Source organism: Mesorhizobium sp. B3-1-6 (assembly GCF_006439555.1).
Lineage (GTDB): Bacteria > Pseudomonadota > Alphaproteobacteria > Rhizobiales > Rhizobiaceae > Mesorhizobium.
The window spans coordinates 1-23,509 of sequence record NZ_VFTM01000008.1; the positions used below are offsets into that span (position 1 = coordinate 1).

Here is a 23,509-nt window from a genome sequence, read left to right on the forward strand (position 1 = left end):
CGGAACAAAGCCCTTGATCCGGTCCCACTGGTCGTCCCGAAGCGCGTCGCAGTTCATCACTGATCCCCAAAAATCAGCGTTGAATCTGATTTGCCGGCCTGTGGGAATCCCAATTCCTTAAATCGTCACTACGGCCTAGAGCTAGCAGTGCCCGGCGAACGCGTCTACACCACCGTTTCGAAGGAGGATGACGTCGCAATGTCCGCTCTTACCACGATAGGTTTCGATGCCGACGACACGTTGTGGCAGAACGAGCAGTTCTTCCGCATGACCGAACAGCGCTTCATCGCCATGCTTGCCGAGCACGGCGATGCAAGCCGGATTTCCGCGAACCTGCTTGAAGCCGCAAAGCGCAATCTCGGCGTCTATGGCTTCGGCATAAAGAGCTTCATGCTGTCTATGATCGAGACGGCGATCGAGGTTACCGAAGGCCGCGTTCCGGCCTCGACGATCGCGGAAATCCTGGCTGCCGGCCGCGACATGCTCAGCCACCCGATCGAGCCGCTGCCGCATGCGCGTGAGACGGTGGAGAAGCTGGCAGGCAGCTATCGCCTGGTGCTGATCACCAAGGGCGACCTCATGGATCAGGAGCGCAAGCTGGCGCAATCGGGACTGGGCGAGCTTTTCGACGCCGTCGAGATCGTCAGCGACAAGAGCGCCGCCACCTATGCCCGCATCTTCAGCCGTCATGGCGACGGACCGCAAAGGAGCATGATGGTCGGCAACTCGTTGAAGTCGGACGTCATCCCGGCCATCGACGCGGGCGGCTGGGGCATCTATGTCCCGCACGATTTGACCTGGGCGGCCGAGCACGCCGAAGCGCCGGTCGCGGCGCCGCGTTTCCGGCAGATCGCCGACCTGAGCGAACTGCCCGCGCTGATCGAAGGCATCGCCGCTGCAGGCTGACCAGCTTTAGGGGGCCTTAGCCGCGCCCGACCAGGCGATCGACCACCGGTTGCAGCCTCTCGGGCGTAATCGGCTTGGCAACCACCGCATCGATCACGCTCGACAGGCCGAGACTTTCCGGCGTGCCACTTCGGGTTGAAAGCAGGATCACCGCGGGCAACGGCTTGCCGGAGGCGCGCCGCAGCGCGTCGATGGCCGACATCAGCCGGTCGCAATCCTTGTTGTCCGGGCCGCCGTCCAGGATGACGGCGCCGGGCAGTTGGCCGGTCAGCGTCTTCTCGGCGGTCTCGGGCGGTTCCGAGATCGGCTTCAGTCCCGATTTCTCGACGATTTTCGACACCACGACGCGGTTGATCGACGATTTTCCGACGACGAGCACTTTGGAAAAATCCGCAGCGATCACGCCTGTCCGGGCTGCCGGTTTCGAGCGTTTTTCGGAGTGGTCGTCACGGTCGGGGGGACACATCGGCGGGCTGACACTCTGGTTCAATGCAGGGTTGAAACCTGAGGCACAATTGGGTGAGATCGCGGCCGGTGTCAAGCTGAAACGGTCGAGGTCGAAAATATAGCAAGAAATCCGAGATTCAGAGCAAGTCGTACCACTTGACGGTGAAGGCAAACCGAAAAAAGACGATAGTCTCCCGAACGTATAGCGCGCGGGAGACTATCGCCGAGACTGTTGACGTTACGTCAAGTGTGGCTCTGCTGGGTAACGATCACCGGGATCAAAAGGTCTCCCCAGTTGCCGTCGCCGCCATGGTGCCTGGCCGAGCGGACCAGTTCCACCGAGACGCCGGCCTCGACTGCCTTCATGACCGACTGGTTGAGTCGGTGCAGATCGTTGGCGAGCATGCGGATCGTCGCCTGCTGGTCGACGCTCATCGCGCTCGATTGTTCTTCTGCCCTTTCCTTGACACGGCTTATCGATGCCATTGCTCTTCTCCTCGATGTAGATGCCCTGCGGGCGTTTCCTCTGGTTGCTATCCGTTACTCGGCCGCCGGCCTGAACTGGGCGTGCTCGGTCGATTCATGCATGGCGGTGGTCGAAGACCGGCCGCCGGTGATCGCCATCGACACGGCGTCGAAATAGCCGGTGCCGACCTCGCGCTGGTGCTTGGTCGCGGTATAGCCGTTGGCCTCCGCCGCGAACTCGGCCTCCTGCAGTTCCGAATAGGCGGCCATCTGCCGGTCCTTGTAGCCGCGCGCCAGCTCGAACATGCCGAAGTTCAACTGGTGGAAGCCGGCCAGCGTGATGAACTGGAACTTGTAGCCCATCGCCCCGAGCTCCTTCTGGAACCTCGCGATCGTCGCGTCGTCGAGGTTCTTCTTCCAGTTGAAGGACGGCGAACAATTGTAGGCGAGCAGCTTGCCCGGATGGTGCTTGTGCACGCCTTCGGCGAATTTCCTGGCCTGCGCCAGATCGGGCTTCGAGGTCTCGCACCAGATCAGGTCGGCATGCGGCGCATAGGCCACGGCGCGCGCGATGCAAGGCTCGATGCCGTTCCGCACATTGTAGAAGCCTTCGACCGTGCGGCCTGCATCGTAATCGACAAAAGGCCGGTCGCGCTCGTCGATATCGGAGGTCAAAAGCTTCGCCGCCTCGGCGTCCGTGCGCGCCACGACCAGCGTCGGCGTGCCCATGACGTCGGCCGCAAGGCGTGCGGCGTTGAGGTTGCGGATATGCGCCGCCGTCGGGATCAGCACCTTGCCGCCGAGATGGCCGCACTTCTTTTCCGACGCCAGCTGGTCCTCATAGTGGACGCCCGCGGCGCCGGCTTCGATGAAGGCCTTCATGATCTCGAAGGCGTTGAGCGGGCCGCCGAAGCCGGCTTCGGCATCGGCCACGATCGGCGCGAACCAGGTCTCGACCGATAGCCCCCTGCCTTCGGACGTCTCGATCTGGTCGGCGCGCTGCAAGGTGCGATTGATGCGCTTGACCAGTTCCGGCGCCGCATTGGCCGGGTAAAGCGACTGGTCCGGATACATCGCCGACGCGGTGTTGGCGTCGGCGGCCACCTGCCAGCCCGAGAGATAGATCGCCTTCAGGCCGGCCCGAACCTGCTGCATGGCCTGGTTGCCCGACATGGCGCCCAGCGCGTTGACGAAGTCCTCCTCGTGGATGAGCTTCCAGAGCCGGTTCGCGCCCATCTCGGCCAGCGTCTGGCGAATCTGCACGGAGCCGCGCAACCGATTCACATCCTCTGGGGAATAGGGACGCTCGATGCCGTCGAAACGGCCTTCCGGCGCGGAGGGGACGAGGTTGTAAAAATCGGTCATTGGTCACTCCGGATCGTTTGGAAACTGCTTCAGCGCGACATCGCAATCCTATAGCCTTGCGATATCTGCGTGTGACATCATTTACATTGCAGCGCGAAAAGCGCCCAGAAAAACCACAATTCGGCACTGAAAATAAAGGAAAAGCTGTGTTGTCATTGACAGGCTATCTCTGTAAATTTGTCACGATTGTAAAAACGGCGTAACGGACACCGGACTCGATATCCATGTAAATTCTTGTCAAGGATGGCACGGATGGCCGACCAGAAGATCTTCGCCGGTCCGCGGCTGCGCCGGCTGCGCAACGCCAGGGGCCTGACCCAGACGGCGATGGCCGAGGGACTGGGCATCTCGCCGTCCTACCTCAACCTGATCGAGCGCAATCAGCGCCCGCTGACGGTGCAGCTCATTCTCAAGCTGGCCTCTGTCTACAAGGTCGATCCGCATGAATTGCAAGCAGAGACGAAAGGCTCGATCGCGGCGTTGCGCGAAGCGTTCAGCGATCCGCTTCTTGCCGGCGAACTGCCTGGCGATCAGGAGCTGATCGATCTCGCCGAGACCGCGCCGAACGCCTCGGCGGCGATGGTAAAACTGTTTCGCGCCTACCGCGAACAGGCTGAGCGCCTGTCCGACCTCAACCAGCTTCTGGCCAAGGAGGGCAGGGCAACCGCGCTGTCCGGCACGCGCCTGCCTGCCGATGAAGTCCACGAAGTGTTCGAGCGCCGGCCAAACCACTTCGCTTCGCTGGAGGAGGAGGCGGAAGCTTTCACATCGGTGCTCGAACCCGGCGACGACCTGTCCGGCGCGCTCAAGGCCTGGCTGAGGCGCGAGCATGGCATCGTCGTCAAGGTGCTGCCGGTCGCCACCATGCCCAACTGGCGTCGCCGTTACGACCGCCATTCGCAGCGCCTGTTCCTCTCCGAGCGGCTGTCGCCTTTCGACCAGCTTCGCGAAGTCGCCATGGAGGCGAGCCTGATGCGCATGTCGGTGGCCATCGCGGGCGAGCTCCAGGCGCTGAAGCTAGGCACCGACGAGGCCCGGCGGCTCGCCCGCTTCGAGCTCGGCCGCTATGCCGCGCATGCGCTGATGATGCCCTATCAGGCTTTCCATGCGGCGGCCGTTCGCGCCCGCTACGACATCGACGTCTTGCGTTCCCGCTTCGGCGTGTCTTTCGAACAGGCGGCCAACCGACTGACCATGCTGCAGCGGCAGGGCGCATCGGGCGTGCCGTTCTTCATGCTGGAAGTCGACAATGCCGGGAACCGCTTCCGCAAGGCCGGCAGCCAGGGCTACCCGCAGAGCCGCTTCGGCGGCGGCTGCCCCAAGCTTCCGGTCCATGCGGCCTTCTCGCAGCCGGGCCAGGTCCTGGTCGAGGCGCTGGAAATGCCCGATGGCGCCGAGTTCCTGTGCATCGTCCGCACGCTGGAAGGTCCGCAAGGCGCCTTCTCCGAACGGCCGCGGCGCACCGCGCTCTTGCTCGGCTGCGATATCGGCTTCCGAGACGAGATCGTCTACGGCGCGGCGCTGCCGGCCGGAGCCGCCGGCAAGTCGGGGCAAGGCTTCGCCACGCCGGTAGGCCCCGCCTGCCGGCTTTGCGAGCGCGTAGGCTGCCTTGCGCGCGCCGAGCCGCCGGTGACGCGCCCGCTCGGCCTCGACGAGATGGTGACGGGCCTCAGCGCCTTCGATTTTCAGGGATGATATGTCGCCCGAGCCTGCGCATCGGTCTGGGGTCCGACTGTGTCGAAGTAAACCGCGGAGAGGTTGTCCTACATTTGAGCGAATGCTGGATCACGCATGGCTTTGTACTTTGCGCTACGCGATTGAGACACAGTCCCGTCGTTTGAGACACAGGATCCCTGTTGTCCTTGGTGCATCGTGTCGAACGCAACTCGCTGACAAGTCATGTCCATGACCGATACCGCCCCGTCCCCCGTCGTCCCGTCGCCTGTCGCCCCGTCGCCTGTCGCTTTGCCAGCCGTCTCGCCGCGCGAGGAGCGGATCGGCATGCTCCTGGTCTTTCTTTCGGCGCTTATGTGGAGCTTCGGCGGCACCATCGCCCGTTTCATCCATGTCGGCGACAGCTGGACCGTGGTGTTCTGGCGTTCGCTGTGGGCCGTGGCCTTTCTCATCGCCTTCATGCTGTTCCGCGACGGTTGGCGCGGTACCCTGAACCTCTTCCGGCATATGGGCCTGCCCGGCCTCGGCGTCGCCTTCTGCTTCGCCACCGCCTCGACCAGCTTCGTGGTGGCGCTTGCCTACACGACCGTCGCCAACATCCTCTTGATGCAGGCCGGCGTGCCGCTGCTGGCGGCGCTTCTTGCCTGGCTCCTGTTTCGCGAACGGGTAAGCCCGGCGACCTGGATCGCGATTGCCGCCGTCATCGCCGGCGTCGCCATCATGGTCTCCGAATCCCTGGGCGGCGCCGTCTCGCCGATCGGCGACGGCCTGGCGCTGCTGATCGCGGTCATGTTCTCGGTGGCGACCGTTATCACCCGGCGCTTTGCCCATGTGCGCATGGTGCCGGCCAATTGTCTCGCGGCGCTTTTCGCCGGCGCTTTCGCCGCTTCCCAGGCCTCGGCGTTCGCGGTTTCGGGGCGGGATATGGGCTTTCTCTTCGCCTTCGGCGTCATCAACCTTGGCGTCGGCCTCGCCTTTTTCGCCATGGGCGCGCGGCTGGTGCCGGCGGCGATCGCGGCGCTGCTCGGCACCTTCGAGCCGATCCTTGGGCCGATCTGGGTCTGGCTCGTCCATTCCGAAATGCCGTCGGTGCGCACCATCATCGGCGGCGCGGTCGTGGTCACGGCGCTGCTCGTCCATATCGGCCTGGAGTTCAAGCGCCAGACGCGGCCGGCGCGTCCCGGCGTCACCGGCCTGCCGTCGCCCAATTGACGATAGGCAGCCTTCCCCATTGACAACCCAGTTGCCGGGCGGGCAGGCTGCAATTACGGCAACAACAAGACAGGCGTATCTTGCCAAGTGTCTCCGCCGGCCCGCTCGGGACCGGACAGCATCGTGATAGCTATGCATACGCCGCGGTCAATGCCGCTGACGCCGCCCGGGTGCCTTGCCGGGAAGGCCAAACTGTCTCGAACCCTGATGTCGCTACCGAGCCTGGCGTCGACAGTTCACGCTTGTCGCTCTCCGGAAAGCTCAATAGTCTTAAACCAACGCCGCCCCGCCATATCGCGACGAGCCGGCGAGGGAACACTCACCAAAGGAGAACACCATGATCCGCAAAGCTCTATGGCTTTCGGCGACCTCGGCATTTCTGACGCTTTTCACCTTAAGCGGCCATGCCGAAGACCGCGTCGTCAATGTCTACAACTGGTCGGACTATATCGACAGCTCGATCATCGACGACTTCACCAAGAAGACCGGCATCAAGGTCGTCTACGACACCTTCGATTCCAACGAGATACTGGAGACGAAACTGCTTGCCGGCGGCAGCGGTTATGACGTCGTCGTGCCGAGCGCCAACTTCCTGGCGCGCCAGATCCAGGCGGGCGCCTTCCAGAAGCTCGACAAGTCGAAACTGCCCAACATCTCCAACATGTGGGACGTCATCTCCGAGCGCACCGCCAAATACGATCCGGGCAACGAATATTCAGTCAACTACATGTGGGGCACGGTCGGCCTCGGCTATAACGTCAAGAAGGTGACGGCCGCGCTCGGCACCGACAAGATCGACAGCTGGGACGTGTTCTTCAATCCGGACAAGCTGGCCAAGCTGAAGGATTGCGGCGTCTATGTGCTGGATTCCCCGGCCGACATCATTCCCGCAGCGCTGAAATATCTCGGGCTCGATCCCAACAGCACCTCGCCCGATGACATTTCAAAGGCCGAGGAAGCGTTGCTGAAGGTCCGGCCCTATATCCGCAAGTTCCATTCGTCCGAATACATCAACGCTTTGGCCAACGGCGACATCTGCATGGCGATCGGCTGGTCGGGCGACGTCTTCCAGGCGCGCAACCGCGCCGAGGAAGCCAAGCAGGGCGTCGAGATCGGTTATTCGGTGCCGAAGGAAGGCGCCCAGATGTGGTTCGACCAGATGGCGATCCCCGCGGATGCGCCGCATGTCGCCGATGCGCTCGAGTTCATCAACTACATGATGACGCCTGAAGTCATCGCCAAGTCGTCGAACTACGTGCTCTACGCCAACGGCAACAAGGCTTCGCAGCAGTTCATCGACAAGGCGATCCTGGAAGATCCTTCGGTCTATCCGGACGAAGAGACGACGAAGAAGCTGTACACAGTTGCGCCATACGATCCCAAGACACAGCGCATCATCACGCGCACCTGGACCAAGATCGTCACCGGCCAGTAAGCATTGAGACACGACCCCGGCAGCCAACTGCCGGGGTCGCTTTCCTTTGGGAATTTTTAAGAAATAACGGAGTGGGGACCATGAAATCGCTTGGCAGCATCCGCAGGGATTTCGCGCCATGGAACGACCCGAACGCCAAGCCGTATATCCAGTTCGACAAGGTCACCAAGAAGTTCGGTGACTTCACCGCCGTCAACAACCTGTCGCTGACCATCTTCGAGCGCGAATTCTTCGCCCTGCTCGGCGCGTCCGGCTGCGGCAAGTCGACCCTGCTCAGGATGCTCGCCGGCTTCGAGGAGCCGTCGGCGGGCCGCATCCTGCTCGACGGGCAGGACCTGCGCGGCATCCCGCCCTACAAACGGCCGGTCAACATGATGTTCCAGTCCTACGCGCTGTTCCCGCATATGACGGTGGAAAAGAACATCGCCTTCGGCCTCAAGCAGGAAGGCATGCCCGGAGTCGATGTCGAAAAGCGCGTCGCCGAGATGCTGAAGCTCGTCAAGCTCGAGCAATTCGCCAAGCGCAAGCCGCACCAGCTCTCGGGCGGCCAGCGCCAGCGCGTGGCGCTTGCCCGCTCGGTCGCCAAGCGGCCGAAGGTTCTGCTCCTCGACGAACCGCTCGGCGCACTCGACAAGAAGCTGCGCGAGGAAACGCAGTTCGAACTGATGGACCTGCAGCAGGAACTCGGCCTTACCTTCGTCGTCGTCACCCACGACCAGGAAGAGGCCATGACGATGGCCGACCGCATCGCTATCATGGACAAGGGCGAGGTGATGCAGGTCGCGACACCGGCGGAAATCTACGAGGCGCCGGCCTCGCGCTTCGTGGCGCATTTCGTCGGCAATGTGAACATGTTCGAAGGCAAGGTTGCCGAACGCACGGCAAGCACCACGCGCATCACCGGCGCGACCGGCGCTGAGATCGTCGTCGACAATGGCAGCAACGCCGCTGCCGGCTCCGACATCGTCTTCGCGATCCGGCCGGAGAAGATCAGGGTTTCCTCCAAAAAGCCGGCCGATGCCGTCAACGCGCTCGAAGGCGAGGTCTACGACGTCGCCTATCTCGGCGACATGACCGTCTACCACATCAGGCTGGACGACGGTCAGATCGTGCGGGCAAGCGCGTTGAACGCCTCGCGCGTGACCGAGGATCCGCTCACTTGGAACGACCGTGCCTGGGTCTCCTTCCGGCCCGATGCCGGCGTCGTGCTGGCCAGGTAGGAGGCTGAGATGACGGATATCGCAGCGACTGCCGCTCCATCGACTGAAACCACAACACTGCCGGCGAGGCTGGCGAAAGGCTTCGTCAACCGCCTCGTCATCATCGTCCCCTATCTCTGGCTGCTGTTCTTCTTCCTCGTTCCCTTCATCATCGTCTTCAAGATTTCGCTGTCGCAGACGGCGATCTCGATGCCTCCCTATACGCCGGTGCTCGGCTTCAAGGACGGCGTTTCGGGATTTTTCGCGGGCGTCCGCGAGCTCAACTTCGATAACTACACCTGGCTCACCCAGGACGCGCTCTATTTCAACGCCTATGTGACGAGCCTGATCATCGCCGGAATCTCGACGATACTTACCCTGATCGTCGGCTATCCGATCGCCTACGGCATGGCGCGGGCGCCGGCGACGATCCGTCCGACCCTGCTGATGCTGGTGATCCTGCCGTTCTGGACCTCGTTCCTGATTCGCGTCTATGCCTGGATCGGCATCCTGAAGCCCGAGGGCCTGCTCAACCAGGTCCTGCTCGCCACGGGCCTGATCAGCCAGCCACTGGTGATCCTCAACACCTACACGGCGATCTTCATCGGCATCGTCTATTCCTACCTGCCTTTCATGGTGCTGCCGCTCTATTCCTCGCTGGAGAAGATGGATTATTCGCTGATCGAGGCCGCGCAGGACCTCGGCTGTCCGCCGGCCGGCGCCTTCTGGAAGATCACCTTCCCGCTGTCGCTGCCCGGCGTCGTCGCCGGCTGCCTGCTGGTGTTCATCCCGGCGGTCGGCGAGTTCGTCATTCCCGACCTCCTCGGCGGCTCGCAGACGCTGATGATCGGCAAGACGCTCTGGAACGAATTCTTCTCCAACCGCGACTGGCCGGTCTCATCGGCGGTGGCCGTCATCCTGCTTCTGGTGCTGACCATCCCGATCATGTTCTTCCAGCAGGCGCAGGCCAAGGCACAGGAGCAGGGCAAATGAACTCGACCTGGAGCCGCTTCAACATCACCTCGATCGTGCTGGGCTTTGCATTCCTCTATCTGCCGATCGTGCTTCTGATCGTCTTTTCCTTCAACGAATCGAAGCTCGTCACCGTCTGGGGCGGCTTCTCGACCAAATGGTACGTGTCGCTGTTCCACAATCAGGGCCTGATGGACGCGACCTGGGTGACCGCGCGCGTCGGCGTCATCTCGGCAACGGTGGCGACCGTGCTCGGCACGCTGGCCGCGCTGACCTTGACGCGCTTCACGCGCTTCCGCGGCAGGGTGTTGTTTTCCGGCATGGTGTTTGCGCCGCTGGTCATGCCGGAAGTCATCACCGGGCTGTCGCTCCTGCTGCTCTTCGTCGCTGTCGGCCTTGACCGTGGCTTCCTCACGGTCACGCTCGCCCACATCACGCTCACAATGTGCTTCGTCGCCGTCGTCGTGCAGTCGCGGCTGGTCTCCTTCGACCGTTCGCTGGAGGAGGCGGCGATGGATCTCGGTGCGCCGCCGGTGAAGACCTTCTTCCAGATCACCTTGCCGGTCATCCTGCCGGCAATCATCTCCGGCTGGATGCTGGCGTTCACACTCTCGCTGGACGATCTGGTCATCGCGAGCTTCACCTCGGGTCCCGGCGCCACCACGCTGCCGATGAAGATCTACAGCCAGGTGCGCCTCGGCGTGACACCGGAAATCAACGCCGCCTGCACCATCCTGATCGCGGTGGTGGCGATCGGCGTCATCATCGCCTCGATCGCCAACAAGCGCCGCGAGATCCAGCGCCAGCTCGACGAGCAGGCCGCGCAGCGCGGTTGAGTGATAGGAGCGAGGGCGCTTTGCGCCCCGCATCTACTGGCCCGAAACGCCGGGAGCGATCGGCGATATGAACGGTGCGCTCCAGTTGCCGCCGACGAAGAACAGCGACTGGCTCGGCGGCGCGGGAGCCGGACTGGCCGCTTGGCCGTTGGCCTGGGGCTGCTGTGCCGGCTGTCCGTTGGGCACCACTCCGCCCGAAAGCGCCAGCCCGCGTCCGACATAGGAGGCGATGCCGGATAGCCAGATCTTGTATTTTTGCGAATTGATCTCGGCCTTGTCGAGGCGCGCCACTCCCTTAGAAATGCTCGCCTTGATCTCGGCGCCGTCGATCGGCAGCGAGCCATTGGCGACGTCGTCGAGCGCGAAGAAGCCGCCTTGCTGGTTGCGCTTGAGGAAAGCCGGCAGGTCGAGCCCGTTGAGCGTGCCCGGCCCGAAAGTCGCCGAGAACGATCCGTCGGCATTCTCCAAGATGGAGTTCCAAGCCTTGCCCGGTCCCTTGAGGATGATCGATACCGTCCCGGTGCCAGCCGGCACCAGTCGCGTCATTCCCGCCGCTGTGGCAAAGGCTCCCGTATCCACATCCGATGCCAGGAGCCGCATCTCGACCTGCCTGCCTTCCGGCTTGCGGTCGAAACGCAGGCTGCTCTGGATGTTGCCGTTGAAGGCCGACGCGTCGGATATGTCGAAGACGGCAAGGCCGTTCTTGACCTGTGCGGTGGCCGCGACGTCGGCAAGCTGGATCGGTCCCACCGTGGCATGGGCCGCCGACAGCCTCAGGTCGAGGTTGATGCGGTCGGCGAAGCTGGTGTCGATGTCGCCGGGGCCGGCCTCGCCGGTGGGCGCGACAGGCGTGAAAGCCGACAGGAAGGATCTCAGGTCCAGCGTGTCGAAGGCGAGCGTGCCGGCTATCACCGGACTGCCCTCGGCGAAGGAGAAATCCAGCGCTCCCATGCCCGGATTGTTGTTGAGCGTGACGGTGGTGTTCTCGAATTTCGCACGCCCCGCCGACGCGTTCACCTTGCTGGCGATCGAGACCGCGCCGATAGCAGCACCGGGCGCGATGCCTGCCTGCGACCACTCCAGCACGCGCCGCAGCGACGGCGCGGCGAACTTCGCCTGGCCGTCCAGATAGGCATTGTCCGACATCGAGGCCGTTCCGTCGAAGGAGAATGTGGCAGGCGCCGCCTTGAAGGAAAGGGTGACGGGCGCGGCTCCCCCGGCAAAAAGCACCAGCGGTTTCGTCGAGGAGAAATCGAGCTGCACGCTTTCGCCGCGCCAGATCCCGGTCGCGGTCAGCGATGCTTCGCTGTTCATCGCTTCCCAGTTCACCTGGCCGTTCAGGCTGCTCAGGACTTCGGCGTCCTTGCCGTCGACCGAAGTCACCACGCGGCCATCGCGGAACTCGACGGTGCCGAACGGATCGGACGGCAATTTGCCGAGATCCGGCTTCTGCGGGTTGGCGGTGACCACGCCGCGCGCGGTATCGATCGAGCGCGTGATGCGCCCCCCGGTCGGAAGCGGCGGCAGATAGAAGCCGCTCGCCATGCGCTGGACCCTGATCGTCGGGCGCACCAGCCTCGCGGTCGAGAAGGCGACGTTGCCCTGCAAGGCCGCCATGGCGGACAGATCGACTTCCACGCGATCGGCCTCGACCACCGGCGGCGCGTCGGTCTCGGTCCATTGCGACAGCGTCACGTCGCTGAGGATGGCGCGGAACTTCGGCCACACCTCGATGCGCGGCGAGCCGTCGATCGTCACCCTGAAGCCGCTCCAGGCGCTCAATTCCCAGGCGATGCGGTCGCGCACGATGCGGGTCGAGGCAATCAGCGGCAGCGCCGCGACCGCGAGCGTGATGATAAGCACGGCAAGGCCGATCGCCCACACCCCGCGCCGGATCAGAGATGATGGCATTTCGCCCCGTATGCTTTCATTGCCGACAAAATCGCCCGACGGGTGTAACCGAGCGCCGACGCTTTTCAAGTCTTTATGGCCTTGCGATGGCATTTGCGCAGCGACAGCCGTGGCTCGTCCGAACAAAATCTTGCTCTGCTGCGCTGCAATATGCATAAGCGGTCTGCACGATCCCGATCCGCAATCGCGCGCCGTTTCTGGGACGATGGCAGATGCGACGATGAGCTTAGACGATGAGCTTAATTGGCTCGAACGCGACGCGCTTTGGGAGGAGCGATCATGGCTGCCGACACACCTTTGTGGACCCCGACGCAGGAGCGGATCGACGCAGCGCCTTTAACCGCGTTCATGAAGGCCGCGCAAGCGAAGGCCGAGTTGTCGTTCTCCGGCTATGCCGAACTCCATCGCTGGTCGATCGACGACCGCGAAGCCTTCTGGAGCCTGGTCTGGGATTTCTGCGGGCTTGTCGGCGACAAGGGCGAGCGGCACCTCGTCGACGGCGAGCGGATGCCCGGCGCCAGCTTCTTTCCCGACGCCAGGCTCAATTTCGCCGAGAACCTTTTGCAGAAGACCGGCGGCGGCCCGGCCATCGTCTTCCGCGGCGAGGACAAGGTCGAACGGCGGCTCTGCTGGAACGAGCTCCATGCGCTGATTTCGCGGCTGCAGCAGCTCTTCCTGTCGCTCGGCGTCAAGGCCGGCGACCGCGTCGCCGCCATGATGCCGAATATGCCCGAGACGATCGCGGCGATGCTGGCGGCAAGCTCGGTCGGCGCCGTCTGGTCGTCATGCTCTCCCGATTTCGGCGAGCAGGGCGTGCTCGACCGCTTCGGCCAGATCGAGCCGGTCGTCTTCATCGCGCCGGACGGCTATTGGTACAACGGCAAGGCGATCGAGGTGGCCGACAAGGTGCGCGCCGTGGCCGAGAAACTCTCGAGCGTGCGCAAGGTGCTCATCGTCGACTATCTCGGCACCTCGAGCGATGTCGCCGCCACCATCGACAAGGCAGCCGCGCTCGAAGAGGCGCTTTCGCCCTTCGCCGCCAGGACTGTCAGCTTCGAGCGGCTGCCCTTCGCCCATCCGCTCTACATCCTGTTCTCCTCGGGCACGACCGGCATCCCGAAATGCATTGTGCATTCGGCCGGCGGCACGCTGATCCAGCACGTCAAGGAGCACCGGCTGCATGCCGGCCTGCTCGACGGCGATCGCCTGTTCTATTTCACCACCTGCGGCTGGATGATGTGGAACTGGCTGGTCTCGGGCCTCGCCTCGGGTGCGACGCTTTTGCTCTATGACGGCTCGCCCTTCTACCCCGACGGCAATGTGCTGTTCGATTTCGCCGATGTCGAGGAGATGACCTATTTCGGCACCTCGGCCAAATTCATCGATTCGGTCCGTAAGGCCGGTCTGAAGCCGATCGCGAGCCACGATCTGTCGAGCGTGCGCACCATCTCTTCCACCGGCTCGCCATTGTCGCCGGAGGATTTCCGTTTCGTCTATGACGGGATCAAGAAGGACGTGCATCTGGCCTCGATCTCGGGCGGCACCGACATCGTGTCCTGCTTCGTGCTCGGCGTGCCGACCGAGCCGGTCTGGAGCGGTGAGATCCAGGGCCCAGGCCTTGGCCTGGCGGTCGACGTGTGGGACGACGACGGCAAGCCGATCCGGCAGGAGAAGGGCGAGCTTGTCTGCACCAAGGCCTTCCCGTCGATGCCGATCGGTTTCTGGAACGACCCCGAAGGCAAGAAATATCACGCGGCCTATTTCGAGCGTTTCGACAATGTCTGGTGCCATGGCGACTTCGCCGAATGGACGGCTCATGGCGGCATGATCATCCACGGCCGGTCCGACGCCACGCTCAATCCGGGCGGGGTCAGGATCGGTACGGCCGAGATCTACAACCAGGTCGAGCAGATGCCGGAAATCCTCGAGGCGCTCTGCATCGGCCAGGATTTCGACAACGACGTGCGCGTCGTGCTGTTTGTGCGGCTGGCTGCTGGCGTGACCCTCAACGAGGATCTGGAAAAGCGCATCCGCGCCAGGATCCGCACCGGCGCCAGCCCGCGTCACGTGCCGGCCAGGATCGTCGCCGTCACAGACATCCCGCGCACCAAGTCCGGCAAGATCACCGAGCTCGCGGTGCGCGACGTGGTCCACGGCCGCACTGTGAAGAACAAGGAAGCGCTCGCCAATCCCGAGGCGCTGGAGCTGTTCCGCGACCTGCCGCAACTTGCAAGCTGACGGCATGTCGTGGTTAACGAAATCTGTCCGGCGAATTTACCTAGATTTCACGGGTGGTACACATTCGTAAATTTTTTCGGCACCCGGTAAGGACTTGTTAAGGGACGACCCCGATAGTCGCGTGTAACTTGAGGGAGAAATCCCGTTCCTCGTCCCTGAGGTTCAGCTCAAGCCCCCGTTGTGACAGCATCCCATTTCTCAAGGCGTCCTCCAGGACGCCTTTTTCTTTGGGCGCGGCTCGTCGGCAGGTTACTCCGCGAGCACGCGGGTCGACGGGAAGGCGACCTCGACCAGGGTTCCTTCGCCAGGCGTCGAGGTGATGGCGAAACGGGCGCGGTTCGCCTCCACCATGGCCTTGGTGAGGGGCAGGCCAAGGCCAGTGCCGTCGCCGCGTCCGCGCTTCAACGCATTGATCTGCTTGAACGGTTTCAGCGCCTGCTCGATCTCGGGCTGGGTCATGCCGATGCCGGTGTCGCGCACGCGCATGACGACATCGCCCGAAGCTTCGTAAGCGGTCGAGACGATCACCTGGCCGCCGGCCTGCGTGTAGCGGATGGCGTTGGACAGGACGTTCAGGGCGATCTGGCGCACGCTTCTCAGGTCCGCCACCACTTCCGGCAGCCGCGAGGCGAAGCTAGAGCGGATGATGACGCGTTCGCGATTGGCCTGCGGCTGCATCATCGCCACCGTCTCGGCCAGCGTGTCGTTGAGCGACACCGCCTCATAATCCATCTCCTGCTGACCGGCCTCGATCTTCGAGATGTCGAGCAGGTCGTTGACGAGGTCGAGCACATGGTTGCCCGACCGGTTGATGTCGCGCAGGTAGTCGCGATAGCGGTCGTTGGTGATCGGGCCGAATTTCTCGTCCACCATCAGCTCGGAAAAGCCGATGATGGCGTTGAGCGGGGTGCGGATCTCATGGCTGATGCGGGCCAGGAAATCCGTCTTCTGCGAGGAGGCGCGCTCGGCCACCGCGCGCGCTTGCGTCAGGTCTTCCTCGGCACGCTTCCATTGCGTGATATCGCGCACCACGGCGCAGAAGCCGCTGTCGTTGGGCAGCCGGCCGATGGTCATGAACAGCGGAATGAAACGTCCCTGCGCCTCGCGGCCGATGACCTCGCGACCGTCATTCAAGACGCTCGCCACCCCCGGCTCCGAAAGGCCGACGAGATAGTCGCGCGCCGCGCGCTGGCTCTCGATGGCGAACAGCGAGGCAAAGGGCTTGCCGGCGACCTCGTCGCTATCGAAACCGAACAGCGCCTCCGCCGGCCGGCTGATTGAGCGGATGTCGCCGTCGCGGCCGATCAGCACGACGCCGTCCGTGGCGGTGTCGATGATGGTGCGCATTTCTGCAATGCGCGACTTCAGTTCCGGCACGTCCGGCTGCAGCGCCGGTTCGTCATTGGCGGCGGTGAAATGCGCCGCGTCGTCCTCGCCGGAACGCCGCACCACCAGCATCAGCGCCTTGCCGCCGCGCCACGGCACTGAGCGCAGCAGCGCATCGATCGGAAATTCCTGGCCGTTGCGGGTCTTGAGCTTCAGCGAGTGGTCGCTTTCGTCCGCCGCGGTGTCCTCGGCATATGGATCGGCGAAGAGCGCGCCCAGGCCGCCCGCATCCGCGAGGTCGTCCAGCGCACCGTAGCCGGTGAGTTCGAGGAAGGCTTCGTTGGCATAATGCAGCACGTCGCCCGAATGGATGAGCAGCGGCACCGGCAGCCTGGCGAGGATGTGTGTGTCGGGCGCCTTGGCTCCCTCTCCGGTCGAAAAAGCGGACGGTACGAAACCCGACAGTTTGAGCGGCGGCACGTCGAGGCGCTGCCGCGCCGGCGCTGCCGCTTCCGGCTGTTCTTCCGCCGCCGCCGCGGTATTCGCGTCGGAGCCTGCCCAATCCTCATTGTCTTGCGCATCGCGGAAATCGTCGGCGGTCATGCTGTCGTCGTTGGCCGTCGCATCGGGGCCGGACTGCCCGGCTGCGACCGGCTCTGCCTCAGGCTGTTCGACCGGCTGCCGCGGTTCCGTGGAAGCAGATTCGTCGGCCTGACGGGTGCCCTCTGCCTGCTCGGGCTGGGAAACCGGCGCGACGCCGGCGTCTTCCGTGGGTTTCTCGCCATCGGCATAGTTGAGCAGCGAGCCGGAAACCGCCGAGGTCTCGGCCTGGCCGGTGTCGTCTGCCTCGGCGGCGCCATCGATGCCATCGAGCCGCGCCAGGTCTTCCTGGTCTTCCGCTTCAGTCTCCGCTTCCGCGGTCTCCGCATCGGCCTTCGCGTCATCAGCTTCCGGGGCTTGCGCTGCGGATGCCAAGCTCGCTTCCCGCTCGGAACCGTCGTCCTGCGCTGTGTCGGGCGCAAGCGGCTGGTTTGCGTCGGCCCTCGCTTCGTTGGCCGGTTCCTTCACCGTCGCCGCGCCCTTGCCGGCGGCGGCCGCATCTGGCTGCTTGTCGGCTTCGGGGGCGCGTTCCTCGGCAGGGGCGGAACTGTCCTTGCGCAGCCGCTCGCCGATCTCGCGGAAGGCGCTGCGCTCGAGGATCGACAGGCTCCTCTGATTTGCCGGCGTGTCGCTTCCCGGCTGCTTGTCGTTGGCCGGCTGGCGATGCTCGGCCAGCCTTATCACCTTGTCGGCAAAGCGCCGCTCCGGCTTCGGCACGATGGTCAATGCCGGCACTTCGCCCTGGAAGGGGTCTTCAGGCTTCGGCTGTTCGGTCTGTTCCGAGCCTGGCTGCTCGACCGACGGCTCGGCCCCGGCAGCAACGGCTCCGGCTGGTGCGGCATTCGGCACCAGGGCCATGCCAAGCGCCTCCGGATCGGCCACGGCGTCGGCGCTGCGCGCGACGCCGAAGCCGCGAAACCCCTCGAAGGCGCGGCTGCGGCCATAGACGGGCAGCGCCGCCAGATCGACGGGGATCTTCAGGCCGGTTCCGGCCACCGGCCACAGCACCGAGCGGCCGGACCAGGTATCGCGCCGGTCGAGCAGGCCGGCGATCTCGCCCGAGGCGTCGAGGCCGAAAGTGGCTGCAACATCCTTGAAGCGGCGGCCGATCACATCGGCGGCAGGCTGGCCGACGATGGCGGCGAATTCGGGCGACAGCGCGCTGAACCGGCCTTCGGCGTCGGTGCGCCAGACGAAGCGCAATGGGGGCGCGGAGCGGTCGATGTCGCGGGGCGGGGTCGGCTGGGCGGGTGTGGCGGTTTCGCGTGCGGCGGTTTCACCGCCATCCTGCCCTTGACCTTTGGCCGTGGCGGCGCCCTCCGCCGGCGCTGCCGGTTGAGCATGTCCGGTGTCCTCGTTGCCGGCATTGAAGTACCAATGATCGTGCTGGCCGGCGCGGGCATCGGCGACCTGCCGGCTGGTATCGGCGGCGTCGGCCTGATGGTCGGTCCGGGCAGACCGCTGGCTCGCCAGGGTCCGGCTCTCCGCGTCGGGCCGTGCGTCGCCGCCGGGAGTCTCCGGGGCTGGCTCGGCCCCTTCGCCAGCCGCCACGATAGGCATTGGGTTGTCCTGGACAGGCTGAGGCTCGGGCTCGATTGCCGGGCTTTCACCTGGCGGCGGGGCGCTAACCGCCTCGGGCGCCGCAACTTGCTGATCGCCGGTCTGATCGCCCTGGTCGGCGACCGGCTGATCGTCTTGACCGCCATCGGAGTCGTCGAGTTGGTCCTCGTCGATCACCACCAGCAGATGGCGCGTATCTGTGAGCCGTGCAAACCCGGCCGGATAGGAGGTGTTGGTGCCCGGCACGAGGCGTTTGACGACGCGGTCGCCGCTGCTTGCCACATCCGCAACCAGGGCAGCCAGCGTCCGCGGCTCGATGCCGAGCGCCGCAAAGCCGTCCGAGGCTGCTTCGACATCGCCTTGGGCGTCGACGAAGGCAATGAAATGCCCGGCCTCGGTAAAGCCGCCGATTGCACGGCTGGCGATTTCGCCGGTGCTGCGCGAACTGGTCTGCGCCGCCGGCACCGCCAGCATGATTGCCGTCTCGCCGTCCGGCATCGTCACGGCGCTAGCCAGGAAGCCGGCTGCGCGGCTCACCATGCCGGTGGCCAGCCTCACCGTGATGGCGCGATCGCTGCCGATGTTGGGAAAGCCGCTGGTTGCCATGATCTGCCGGCGCGCGACCAACGGCAGCCGCGCTGAGGCGCCGATGATGGCCTCGATATCCGGATAGCCGAACATCGACGCCCCCGGTCCGTTCGCCCAGATCACCTGTTCGAGGTCGGTCGATAAAATGGCCAGCGCGTCGCCGGCGGCAAAGCGCTGGCGCACCGCGTCGAGTACGGCAACGTCGAGGAAGGAGTAGTTTTCAGGCGGCATGCGCTGGCCAACCCTCCGGAGCGGGCATTTTTTCAGTTAACGCTTTGTTAATAAAAGCCTGTGGCGCCAAGGTCCACAAGCCTAGGCTTGCATGGGTCGAAATCTCTGGGCTCTTGGTTAACGGCCCTATGGCTGACGTCGGGGAAGATTTTATGGTGCGGTGCAACAAAGATGTTGCAATGCACAAAAAACCCTTTATATTGCCATCATACATGAACGAGACGGCTTTCTGTCAAAGCCGCTGCCCCGAAAGGTTGGAAAATGTCCAAGACCACTGCCAAGACCGCCGAGACCATCGAAACCGTCGAATTCCCGAGCTTCGATGCTTCCAAGGCCACCGATCAGATCCGCGCCTTCGCCGAGAAGGGCGTCGAGCAGTCGAAGGAAGCCTATGCCAAGCTGAAGACCGGCGCCGAGGAGACCCAGAAGGTTCTGGAGTCGACCTACGAGACCGCCAAGACCGTTTCCAGCGACGTTTCGCTGAAGGCCATCGCCGCGCTGCGCGCCAATGCCGAGGCCAGCTTCTCGCACCTCGAAGCCCTGGTCGGCGCCAAGACCCTTTCGGAAGTCGTCGAGCTGCAGACCTCCTTCCTGCGCAAGCGCGTCGAAATGGCCGTCGAGCAGGCCAAGGAGTTCCAGGCCGTTACCACCAAGGCGGTCGAGGACGTCTCCAAGCCGGTAAAGAGCGCCTTTGAGAAGGCGATGAAGGACGCCAAGGCTGCCTGATTTTCGCGCACAACCCTGCGATGCATCAAAACGTCGCATTTCGTCAGACAAATAGTCGTGCGATAGGGTTGAACAACCAGATACCCGGGGATGGAACCTCCTCCCTCCATTTCCGGGGTGACCAGCCAGCACCTCCTCCCGCTGGCTCGTAACAGGAAAAGGCCGGCACCTCCTCCCGCCGGCCTTTTCTTTTGCCTTGACGACGGCGGATGAGGAAACCCGTCCTTTCCCTTATCAAAGCCCTTGAATTAGAATCCGATAGCCCGTATTTGACGCATCGCCGAACGACAGAGCGGATCGCGGAGAAAGAAGCTTCCTCGATCCAACTCAGGCAGGCGTGCCGTTGTAGCTCAGCTGGTTAGAGCGCCGGATTGTGGATCCGGAGGTCGCTGGTTCGATCCCAGCCAACGGTACCATCGGGCTACTCGCTAAATCACTTATTTTGCTAACGAATTTCCGATTGTCGCTTCTGTCCACCTTCCAACGTTTCCTGCTCCTCGACTTGGCTTCCCCACACATAGCTCCGTTACATGAGGCCGGAATGCCTGCGATCGATGCATGCAGTAAACGGCGGCAACGGCGTGCATACAGGACGGTTTGCGGATCAGATCACCGCTTCGAGCTTTTTGCAGCCGTCAAACGGTTTGTCGCTCGTTCAGTTGATACGGCAATTTCAATAGCCGCCGGGTTAAGGGGCGGCCCAGCAGGCGCGGGGTGACTTGGACAGCCGCTGGGCCTGACCAGCGTTTTGGGCGGCGCTGGCTAGAACGACCCTTAGTCCCTATTCATGAAATTGCTAATTTAGCCAAAAGGATGCTTTGTTGTGTTAGTCTCGGCTCGGCCAAGGCTACTTGAATTCCTGCGCAAACAATGAGCGCCAGCCGCCAAGGTTTGTGCCTTGGATTACGTCTGACTAATGCGTGTCGCGCAAAAGTGTGCAGCGGTTTTGCGATAACGACATGCATGAAAACAAAGCCTAAAAGCGCGTCGCCTGGATCCGCTTCAGCGCGACGCGCTTTTAAGTCGCGTCCTGCCTATATCGCCGTGCACGCAGCGTGGGCAATGCGTTCTCTGACAAATAGACCAGAGCCGACCCAGCGAATCCATTGTCACGGCCAAGCTACCCGCCGCGTTCCGCATGACGAGGGAACCGTCAAGTCAGGCATAGACCTGCCTAAGCGAGGACTTGCCTACTTCCGAAACCGGCAGCGGGAAAGCTTCGACCTGTCCCCCGGTCTTGTCCAGATACTGCATCAACGCCGTGACCAGGTGGTAGAAGATGCTCGCGGGGACCTCCGTCGCCACTGACCTTCCGCGCTCATCAATCCTGTCGACCCATAAGCCAAGCGGTGCGGGATCGATATGCCATCTGAAGAGCCGGGCGACGCGCGCTTCGATCTCGGGTTTCAAATCAGGCCCGCCAATACCATCAAGGGCAACTGCCGCCTTGATCGCCTCGCATTGCGGCCAGCTTCGCGAAAGCCGGTCGAGGGGCAGTCCGTGGCGCGAGACGGCTGCATAGGCCAGACCCGTGGCCCGGTTCAAACCGCTGGCAACCGCCGAGGAATAGAGCTTTCTCGCATATGCTACCAAGTCCTTCTGGCCGCTCGCCCGCGCGAAATCGACGAGGAGAGAGGCCCATTCGAAATGGTGCCCTGGTTCGGTCCACTGTCCATCGTCCCCCGGCAACGGCAGCCAATCGACGTCGAAGCGTTCTCCAACTGTCCAGCTCTCCTGGTCGAAGAAATGGCATCGGAAGAGATCGATGACGCGTGCCGCGCGACGCAGATATGCGCGCTCGCCCGTGACCCCATGCCAGGCAAGGAAGGATTCCAGCATGTGCATGTGCGGGTTCGAGAACCGCGCCCCGCTCCAGACGGGGCTCTCGAGGAAGCCGTTCAGGCTGCCGTCCTCGAGATGCGTGTCGATGAAATGAAATGTCTCTTGTGCAAGCCGCAGGGCGTCCTGGTGGCCGCATCGATGAGCATGGGCAAGCGCCAGCAGCACACAGGCTTGGTCGTAGGCATCCTCCGCCGGGTCAGCCACGCTGCCGTTGCAATTTAGGGTGCGTACCCAGCCGCCGCGGTCGGTGCGACCGTATTTCGCGATGAAGTCGATCCCGTGGTTGATAAGTTTGTCGGCGGGTCCAGGCCAACCGCGTTCCTTGGCCACCGCGAAAGCGTAGATCTGACGAGCCATCGTCCGCGTGCGCTTGGGCTTGCGTAGCGGCCTCGCGTCAAAACCGAGCGACTCATGGAATCCGCCATACACGTCGTCAACGCCTGCAGTGGACCACACCGGCAGGGTTTCGTCGAAAAGCCAGTGCTCGACGCGCTTGCGCCATGACCCGCTGACGATGACCCGGTCTTCCGACGCTGTTAACTTGGTCTCGAGTCGTCCGCTCTTCTCCAACTGTTCGACAACCTTCTTGACGTTCTGGCTGTGGCTGACGGGGGCGACGAATACCGCGTCTGGCGTTGCCACCACGGCTACATCCTTCATTCCAATGACGGTCAGCAGCCTGCCCTGGCTTCGAAGGTAGGAGCTGCTGCAGTCCATCGCGACGACGTCCCCCATCACGACGTTGCCGTCGCTGTCGGTCGGGCTGGCTTCGAGCAGCGACTGCCACGATCCAAGATCATTCCAGCGGAAGGAGGCCGTAACCATCGCGGTGTCGTGGGCATGCTCCATGACGGCGTAGTCGATCGAGGTCGACGGGACAGCCGAGTAGAAACTCTGTGGCAGGTAGATGCCCGAAACGTCGTCCCGTGCGGTCTTATGGGCCCGTTCGGCGCTGTCCCAGATGTCTGGCCGGAACTCGAGAAATGCTCGCCGCATCGTGTCTGCGCGAAACAGGAAGATGCCGGCGTTCCAATAGAACCTTCCCGACGACGCATATTGGCGAGCTGTCTCGGCATTGGGCTTCTCGACAAAGCGCGCAACGGCGGCCACGCCGTCGGCATTTGCCGCAACCTCGATGTAACCGTACCCGGTTTCCGGATGTGTCGGCCTGATGCCGAATATGACAAGGCGTCCTGACTCGGCCACAGGCCGGCCCATCTCGACCGTTTCCCAGAATTGCGCCTCGGTTGATATCTCATGATCGGAGGGGACCACGAGCACAAGCGCGTCGCCGCCATGCTCGAAGATCGTTTGCAGGGTGGCTATGGCGACTGCTGCGGCGGTATTGCGGCCAACTGGCTCAAAAATCGGTCTGCCGCCGTCCAAGCCGAGTGGCCCGATGTCGGAAATAACGCGATCGGCATGCCGCTCGGACGCTATCAGGTAGATTGGGGTCTCACCTTCGGGCCGGGCCTTGAGACGCCGGACGGTCTTCGCAAGCATGGATCCGTCGCCGGAAAGGTCGTGGAATTGCTTGGGATTGTCTTCGCGCGAGAGCGGCCAAAGCCGTGAACCAACGCCCCCGCTCATGACAAAACATACGATCCGGCCCGGCATGGTCCAGTTCCTCTCAGAATGTCTGATTGTAGGCGCCGATTTCTGGATTGCGGCACAGGACAGAATCGAGAGCCCGGAACGCCACGGAATGACCGCGGAAGTCATGGACGATGTCAGGGCCTACGCCCATTCGATGGATCATGGTGCCGGGCCCCATGCCGAGCGCCTGTACCTCCATCAAGTTGCGCTCGGGCCCTTCCTCGGAGCCCGGATGCCCGAACCACCAACGCGCGTCGTATTCGCGGAAGCCAGTGGCCCTGATGAGAGCACTGGCTTCGAAAGCGACTGTGTTCGACTTGGCCTGGCCGTCTATGTTGAGCGTCACGGTTTCTGATCCGCAATTGCGTGCGGGACGATCC

15 protein-coding genes, 1 tRNA gene and 1 pseudogene are annotated in these 23,509 nt (G+C 63.4%); 10 read left to right on the plus strand and 7 right to left on the minus strand.

Annotated features, from left to right (window positions below; all coding sequences use genetic code 11):
* Window positions 1-198: 198 nt before the first annotated feature.
* On the plus strand, window positions 199-906 hold the full coding sequence (locus FJ414_RS09150) for an HAD family hydrolase (protein WP_140643682.1): 708 nt from the start codon (window positions 199-201) through the stop codon (window positions 904-906).
* Window positions 907-922: 16 nt separating this feature from the next.
* Here the strand turns inward: FJ414_RS09150 and FJ414_RS09155 are convergent, their stop codons facing one another.
* The 3 genes from FJ414_RS09155 to aceA form a co-directional block, all read right to left on the minus strand.
* Window positions 923-1,306, minus strand: coding sequence for a response regulator (locus FJ414_RS09155; protein ID WP_140643987.1), 384 nt, complete (start codon window positions 1,304-1,306; stop codon window positions 923-925).
* Between the two features lie 290 nt (window positions 1,307-1,596).
* Complete coding sequence (locus FJ414_RS09160) at window positions 1,597-1,839, minus strand: hypothetical protein (protein WP_027168360.1); 243 nt, start codon at window positions 1,837-1,839, stop codon at window positions 1,597-1,599.
* Between the two features lie 54 nt (window positions 1,840-1,893).
* Window positions 1,894-3,183, minus strand: a complete 1,290-nt coding sequence (gene aceA, locus FJ414_RS09165) for an isocitrate lyase (RefSeq protein ID WP_140643685.1) — start codon at window positions 3,181-3,183, stop codon at window positions 1,894-1,896.
* Between the two features lie 252 nt (window positions 3,184-3,435).
* Between aceA and FJ414_RS09170 the strand changes: the two genes are divergently transcribed.
* From FJ414_RS09170 to FJ414_RS09195, 6 genes are all read left to right on the plus strand, one after another.
* Complete coding sequence (locus tag FJ414_RS09170; RefSeq protein ID WP_140643689.1) at window positions 3,436-4,878, plus strand: XRE family transcriptional regulator; 1,443 nt, start codon at window positions 3,436-3,438, stop codon at window positions 4,876-4,878.
* 210 nt (window positions 4,879-5,088) lie between these two features.
* The gene (locus FJ414_RS09175; protein ID WP_140643692.1) at window positions 5,089-6,069 is read left to right on the plus strand and encodes a DMT family transporter; all 981 of its coding nucleotides are present in this window, start codon (window positions 5,089-5,091) and stop codon (window positions 6,067-6,069) included.
* Between the two features lie 337 nt (window positions 6,070-6,406).
* On the plus strand, window positions 6,407-7,504 hold the full coding sequence (locus FJ414_RS09180; protein WP_140643694.1) for a polyamine ABC transporter substrate-binding protein: 1,098 nt from the start codon (window positions 6,407-6,409) through the stop codon (window positions 7,502-7,504).
* A gap of 80 nt (window positions 7,505-7,584) precedes the next feature.
* A complete protein-coding gene (locus FJ414_RS09185) occupies window positions 7,585-8,724 on the plus strand; it encodes an ABC transporter ATP-binding protein (protein WP_140643697.1) in 1,140 nt (379 codons plus the stop codon).
* Between the two features lie 9 nt (window positions 8,725-8,733).
* The gene (locus FJ414_RS09190; protein WP_140643699.1) at window positions 8,734-9,696 is read left to right on the plus strand and encodes an ABC transporter permease subunit; all 963 of its coding nucleotides are present in this window, start codon (window positions 8,734-8,736) and stop codon (window positions 9,694-9,696) included.
* Complete coding sequence (locus FJ414_RS09195; protein WP_140643701.1) at window positions 9,693-10,511, plus strand: ABC transporter permease subunit; 819 nt, start codon at window positions 9,693-9,695, stop codon at window positions 10,509-10,511. Before FJ414_RS09190 ends, FJ414_RS09195 begins: the two co-directional genes overlap by 4 nt.
* Window positions 10,512-10,544: 33 nt before the next feature.
* Here FJ414_RS09195 and FJ414_RS09200 read toward each other — a convergent pair whose 3' ends face one another.
* Complete coding sequence (locus tag FJ414_RS09200) at window positions 10,545-12,422, minus strand: AsmA family protein (protein ID WP_140643703.1); 1,878 nt, start codon at window positions 12,420-12,422, stop codon at window positions 10,545-10,547.
* 279 nt (window positions 12,423-12,701) lie between these two features.
* Here FJ414_RS09200 and FJ414_RS09205 point away from each other — a divergent pair, with 279 nt between their 5' ends.
* Window positions 12,702-14,660, plus strand: coding sequence for an acetoacetate--CoA ligase (locus FJ414_RS09205; protein WP_140643705.1), 1,959 nt, complete (start codon window positions 12,702-12,704; stop codon window positions 14,658-14,660).
* A 249-nt stretch (window positions 14,661-14,909) separates the two neighbouring features.
* Here FJ414_RS09205 and FJ414_RS09210 read toward each other — a convergent pair whose 3' ends face one another.
* Entirely contained in the window at window positions 14,910-18,965 is a 4,056-nt protein-coding gene (locus FJ414_RS09210; protein WP_140643708.1) for a PAS domain S-box protein, read from the minus strand.
* 261 nt (window positions 18,966-19,226) lie between these two features.
* Between FJ414_RS09210 and FJ414_RS09215 the strand changes: the two genes are divergently transcribed.
* Together FJ414_RS09215 and FJ414_RS09220 are read left to right on the plus strand one after the other, a co-directional pair.
* Window positions 19,227-19,691, plus strand: a complete 465-nt coding sequence (locus tag FJ414_RS09215) for a phasin (RefSeq protein WP_140643712.1) — start codon at window positions 19,227-19,229, stop codon at window positions 19,689-19,691.
* Window positions 19,692-20,030: 339 nt separating this feature from the next.
* Window positions 20,031-20,107, plus strand: a tRNA-His gene (locus FJ414_RS09220).
* Window positions 20,108-20,849: 742 nt separating this feature from the next.
* Here FJ414_RS09220 and FJ414_RS09225 read toward each other — a convergent pair.
* Window positions 20,850-23,150 (minus strand): mannose-1-phosphate guanylyltransferase/mannose-6-phosphate isomerase, encoded by a 2,301-nt coding sequence (locus tag FJ414_RS09225; protein WP_140643714.1) that lies wholly within the window; start codon window positions 23,148-23,150, stop codon window positions 20,850-20,852.
* Between the two features lie 55 nt (window positions 23,151-23,205).
* Window positions 23,206-23,475 (minus strand): annotated as a pseudogene (locus tag FJ414_RS09230) (phosphomannomutase/phosphoglucomutase); the annotation flags it as partial.
* Window positions 23,476-23,509 lie beyond the last annotated feature (34 nt).

Bases quoted from the DNA above. Each gene is read 5' to 3' on its own strand.
- FJ414_RS09215 (WP_140643712.1), top strand. From the start codon at position 19,227: ATGTCCAAGACCACTGCCAAGACCGCCGAGACCATCGAAACCGTCGAA.
- FJ414_RS09210 (WP_140643708.1), bottom strand. From the start codon at position 18,965: ATGCCGCCTGAAAACTACTCCTTCCTCGACGTTGCCGTACTCGACGCG.
- FJ414_RS09205 (WP_140643705.1), top strand. From the start codon at position 12,702: ATGGCTGCCGACACACCTTTGTGGACCCCGACGCAGGAGCGGATCGAC.
- FJ414_RS09150 (WP_140643682.1), top strand. From the start codon at position 199: ATGTCCGCTCTTACCACGATAGGTTTCGATGCCGACGACACGTTGTGG.
- FJ414_RS09195 (WP_140643701.1), top strand. From the start codon at position 9,693: ATGAACTCGACCTGGAGCCGCTTCAACATCACCTCGATCGTGCTGGGC.
- aceA (WP_140643685.1), bottom strand. From the start codon at position 3,183: ATGACCGATTTTTACAACCTCGTCCCCTCCGCGCCGGAAGGCCGTTTC.
- FJ414_RS09170 (WP_140643689.1), top strand. From the start codon at position 3,436: ATGGCCGACCAGAAGATCTTCGCCGGTCCGCGGCTGCGCCGGCTGCGC.
- FJ414_RS09225 (WP_140643714.1), bottom strand. From the start codon at position 23,150: ATGCCGGGCCGGATCGTATGTTTTGTCATGAGCGGGGGCGTTGGTTCA.
- FJ414_RS09160 (WP_027168360.1), bottom strand. From the start codon at position 1,839: ATGGCATCGATAAGCCGTGTCAAGGAAAGGGCAGAAGAACAATCGAGC.
- FJ414_RS09185 (WP_140643697.1), top strand. From the start codon at position 7,585: ATGAAATCGCTTGGCAGCATCCGCAGGGATTTCGCGCCATGGAACGAC.
- FJ414_RS09200 (WP_140643703.1), bottom strand. From the start codon at position 12,422: ATGCCATCATCTCTGATCCGGCGCGGGGTGTGGGCGATCGGCCTTGCC.
- FJ414_RS09175 (WP_140643692.1), top strand. From the start codon at position 5,089: ATGACCGATACCGCCCCGTCCCCCGTCGTCCCGTCGCCTGTCGCCCCG.
- FJ414_RS09180 (WP_140643694.1), top strand. From the start codon at position 6,407: ATGATCCGCAAAGCTCTATGGCTTTCGGCGACCTCGGCATTTCTGACG.
- FJ414_RS09190 (WP_140643699.1), top strand. From the start codon at position 8,734: ATGACGGATATCGCAGCGACTGCCGCTCCATCGACTGAAACCACAACA.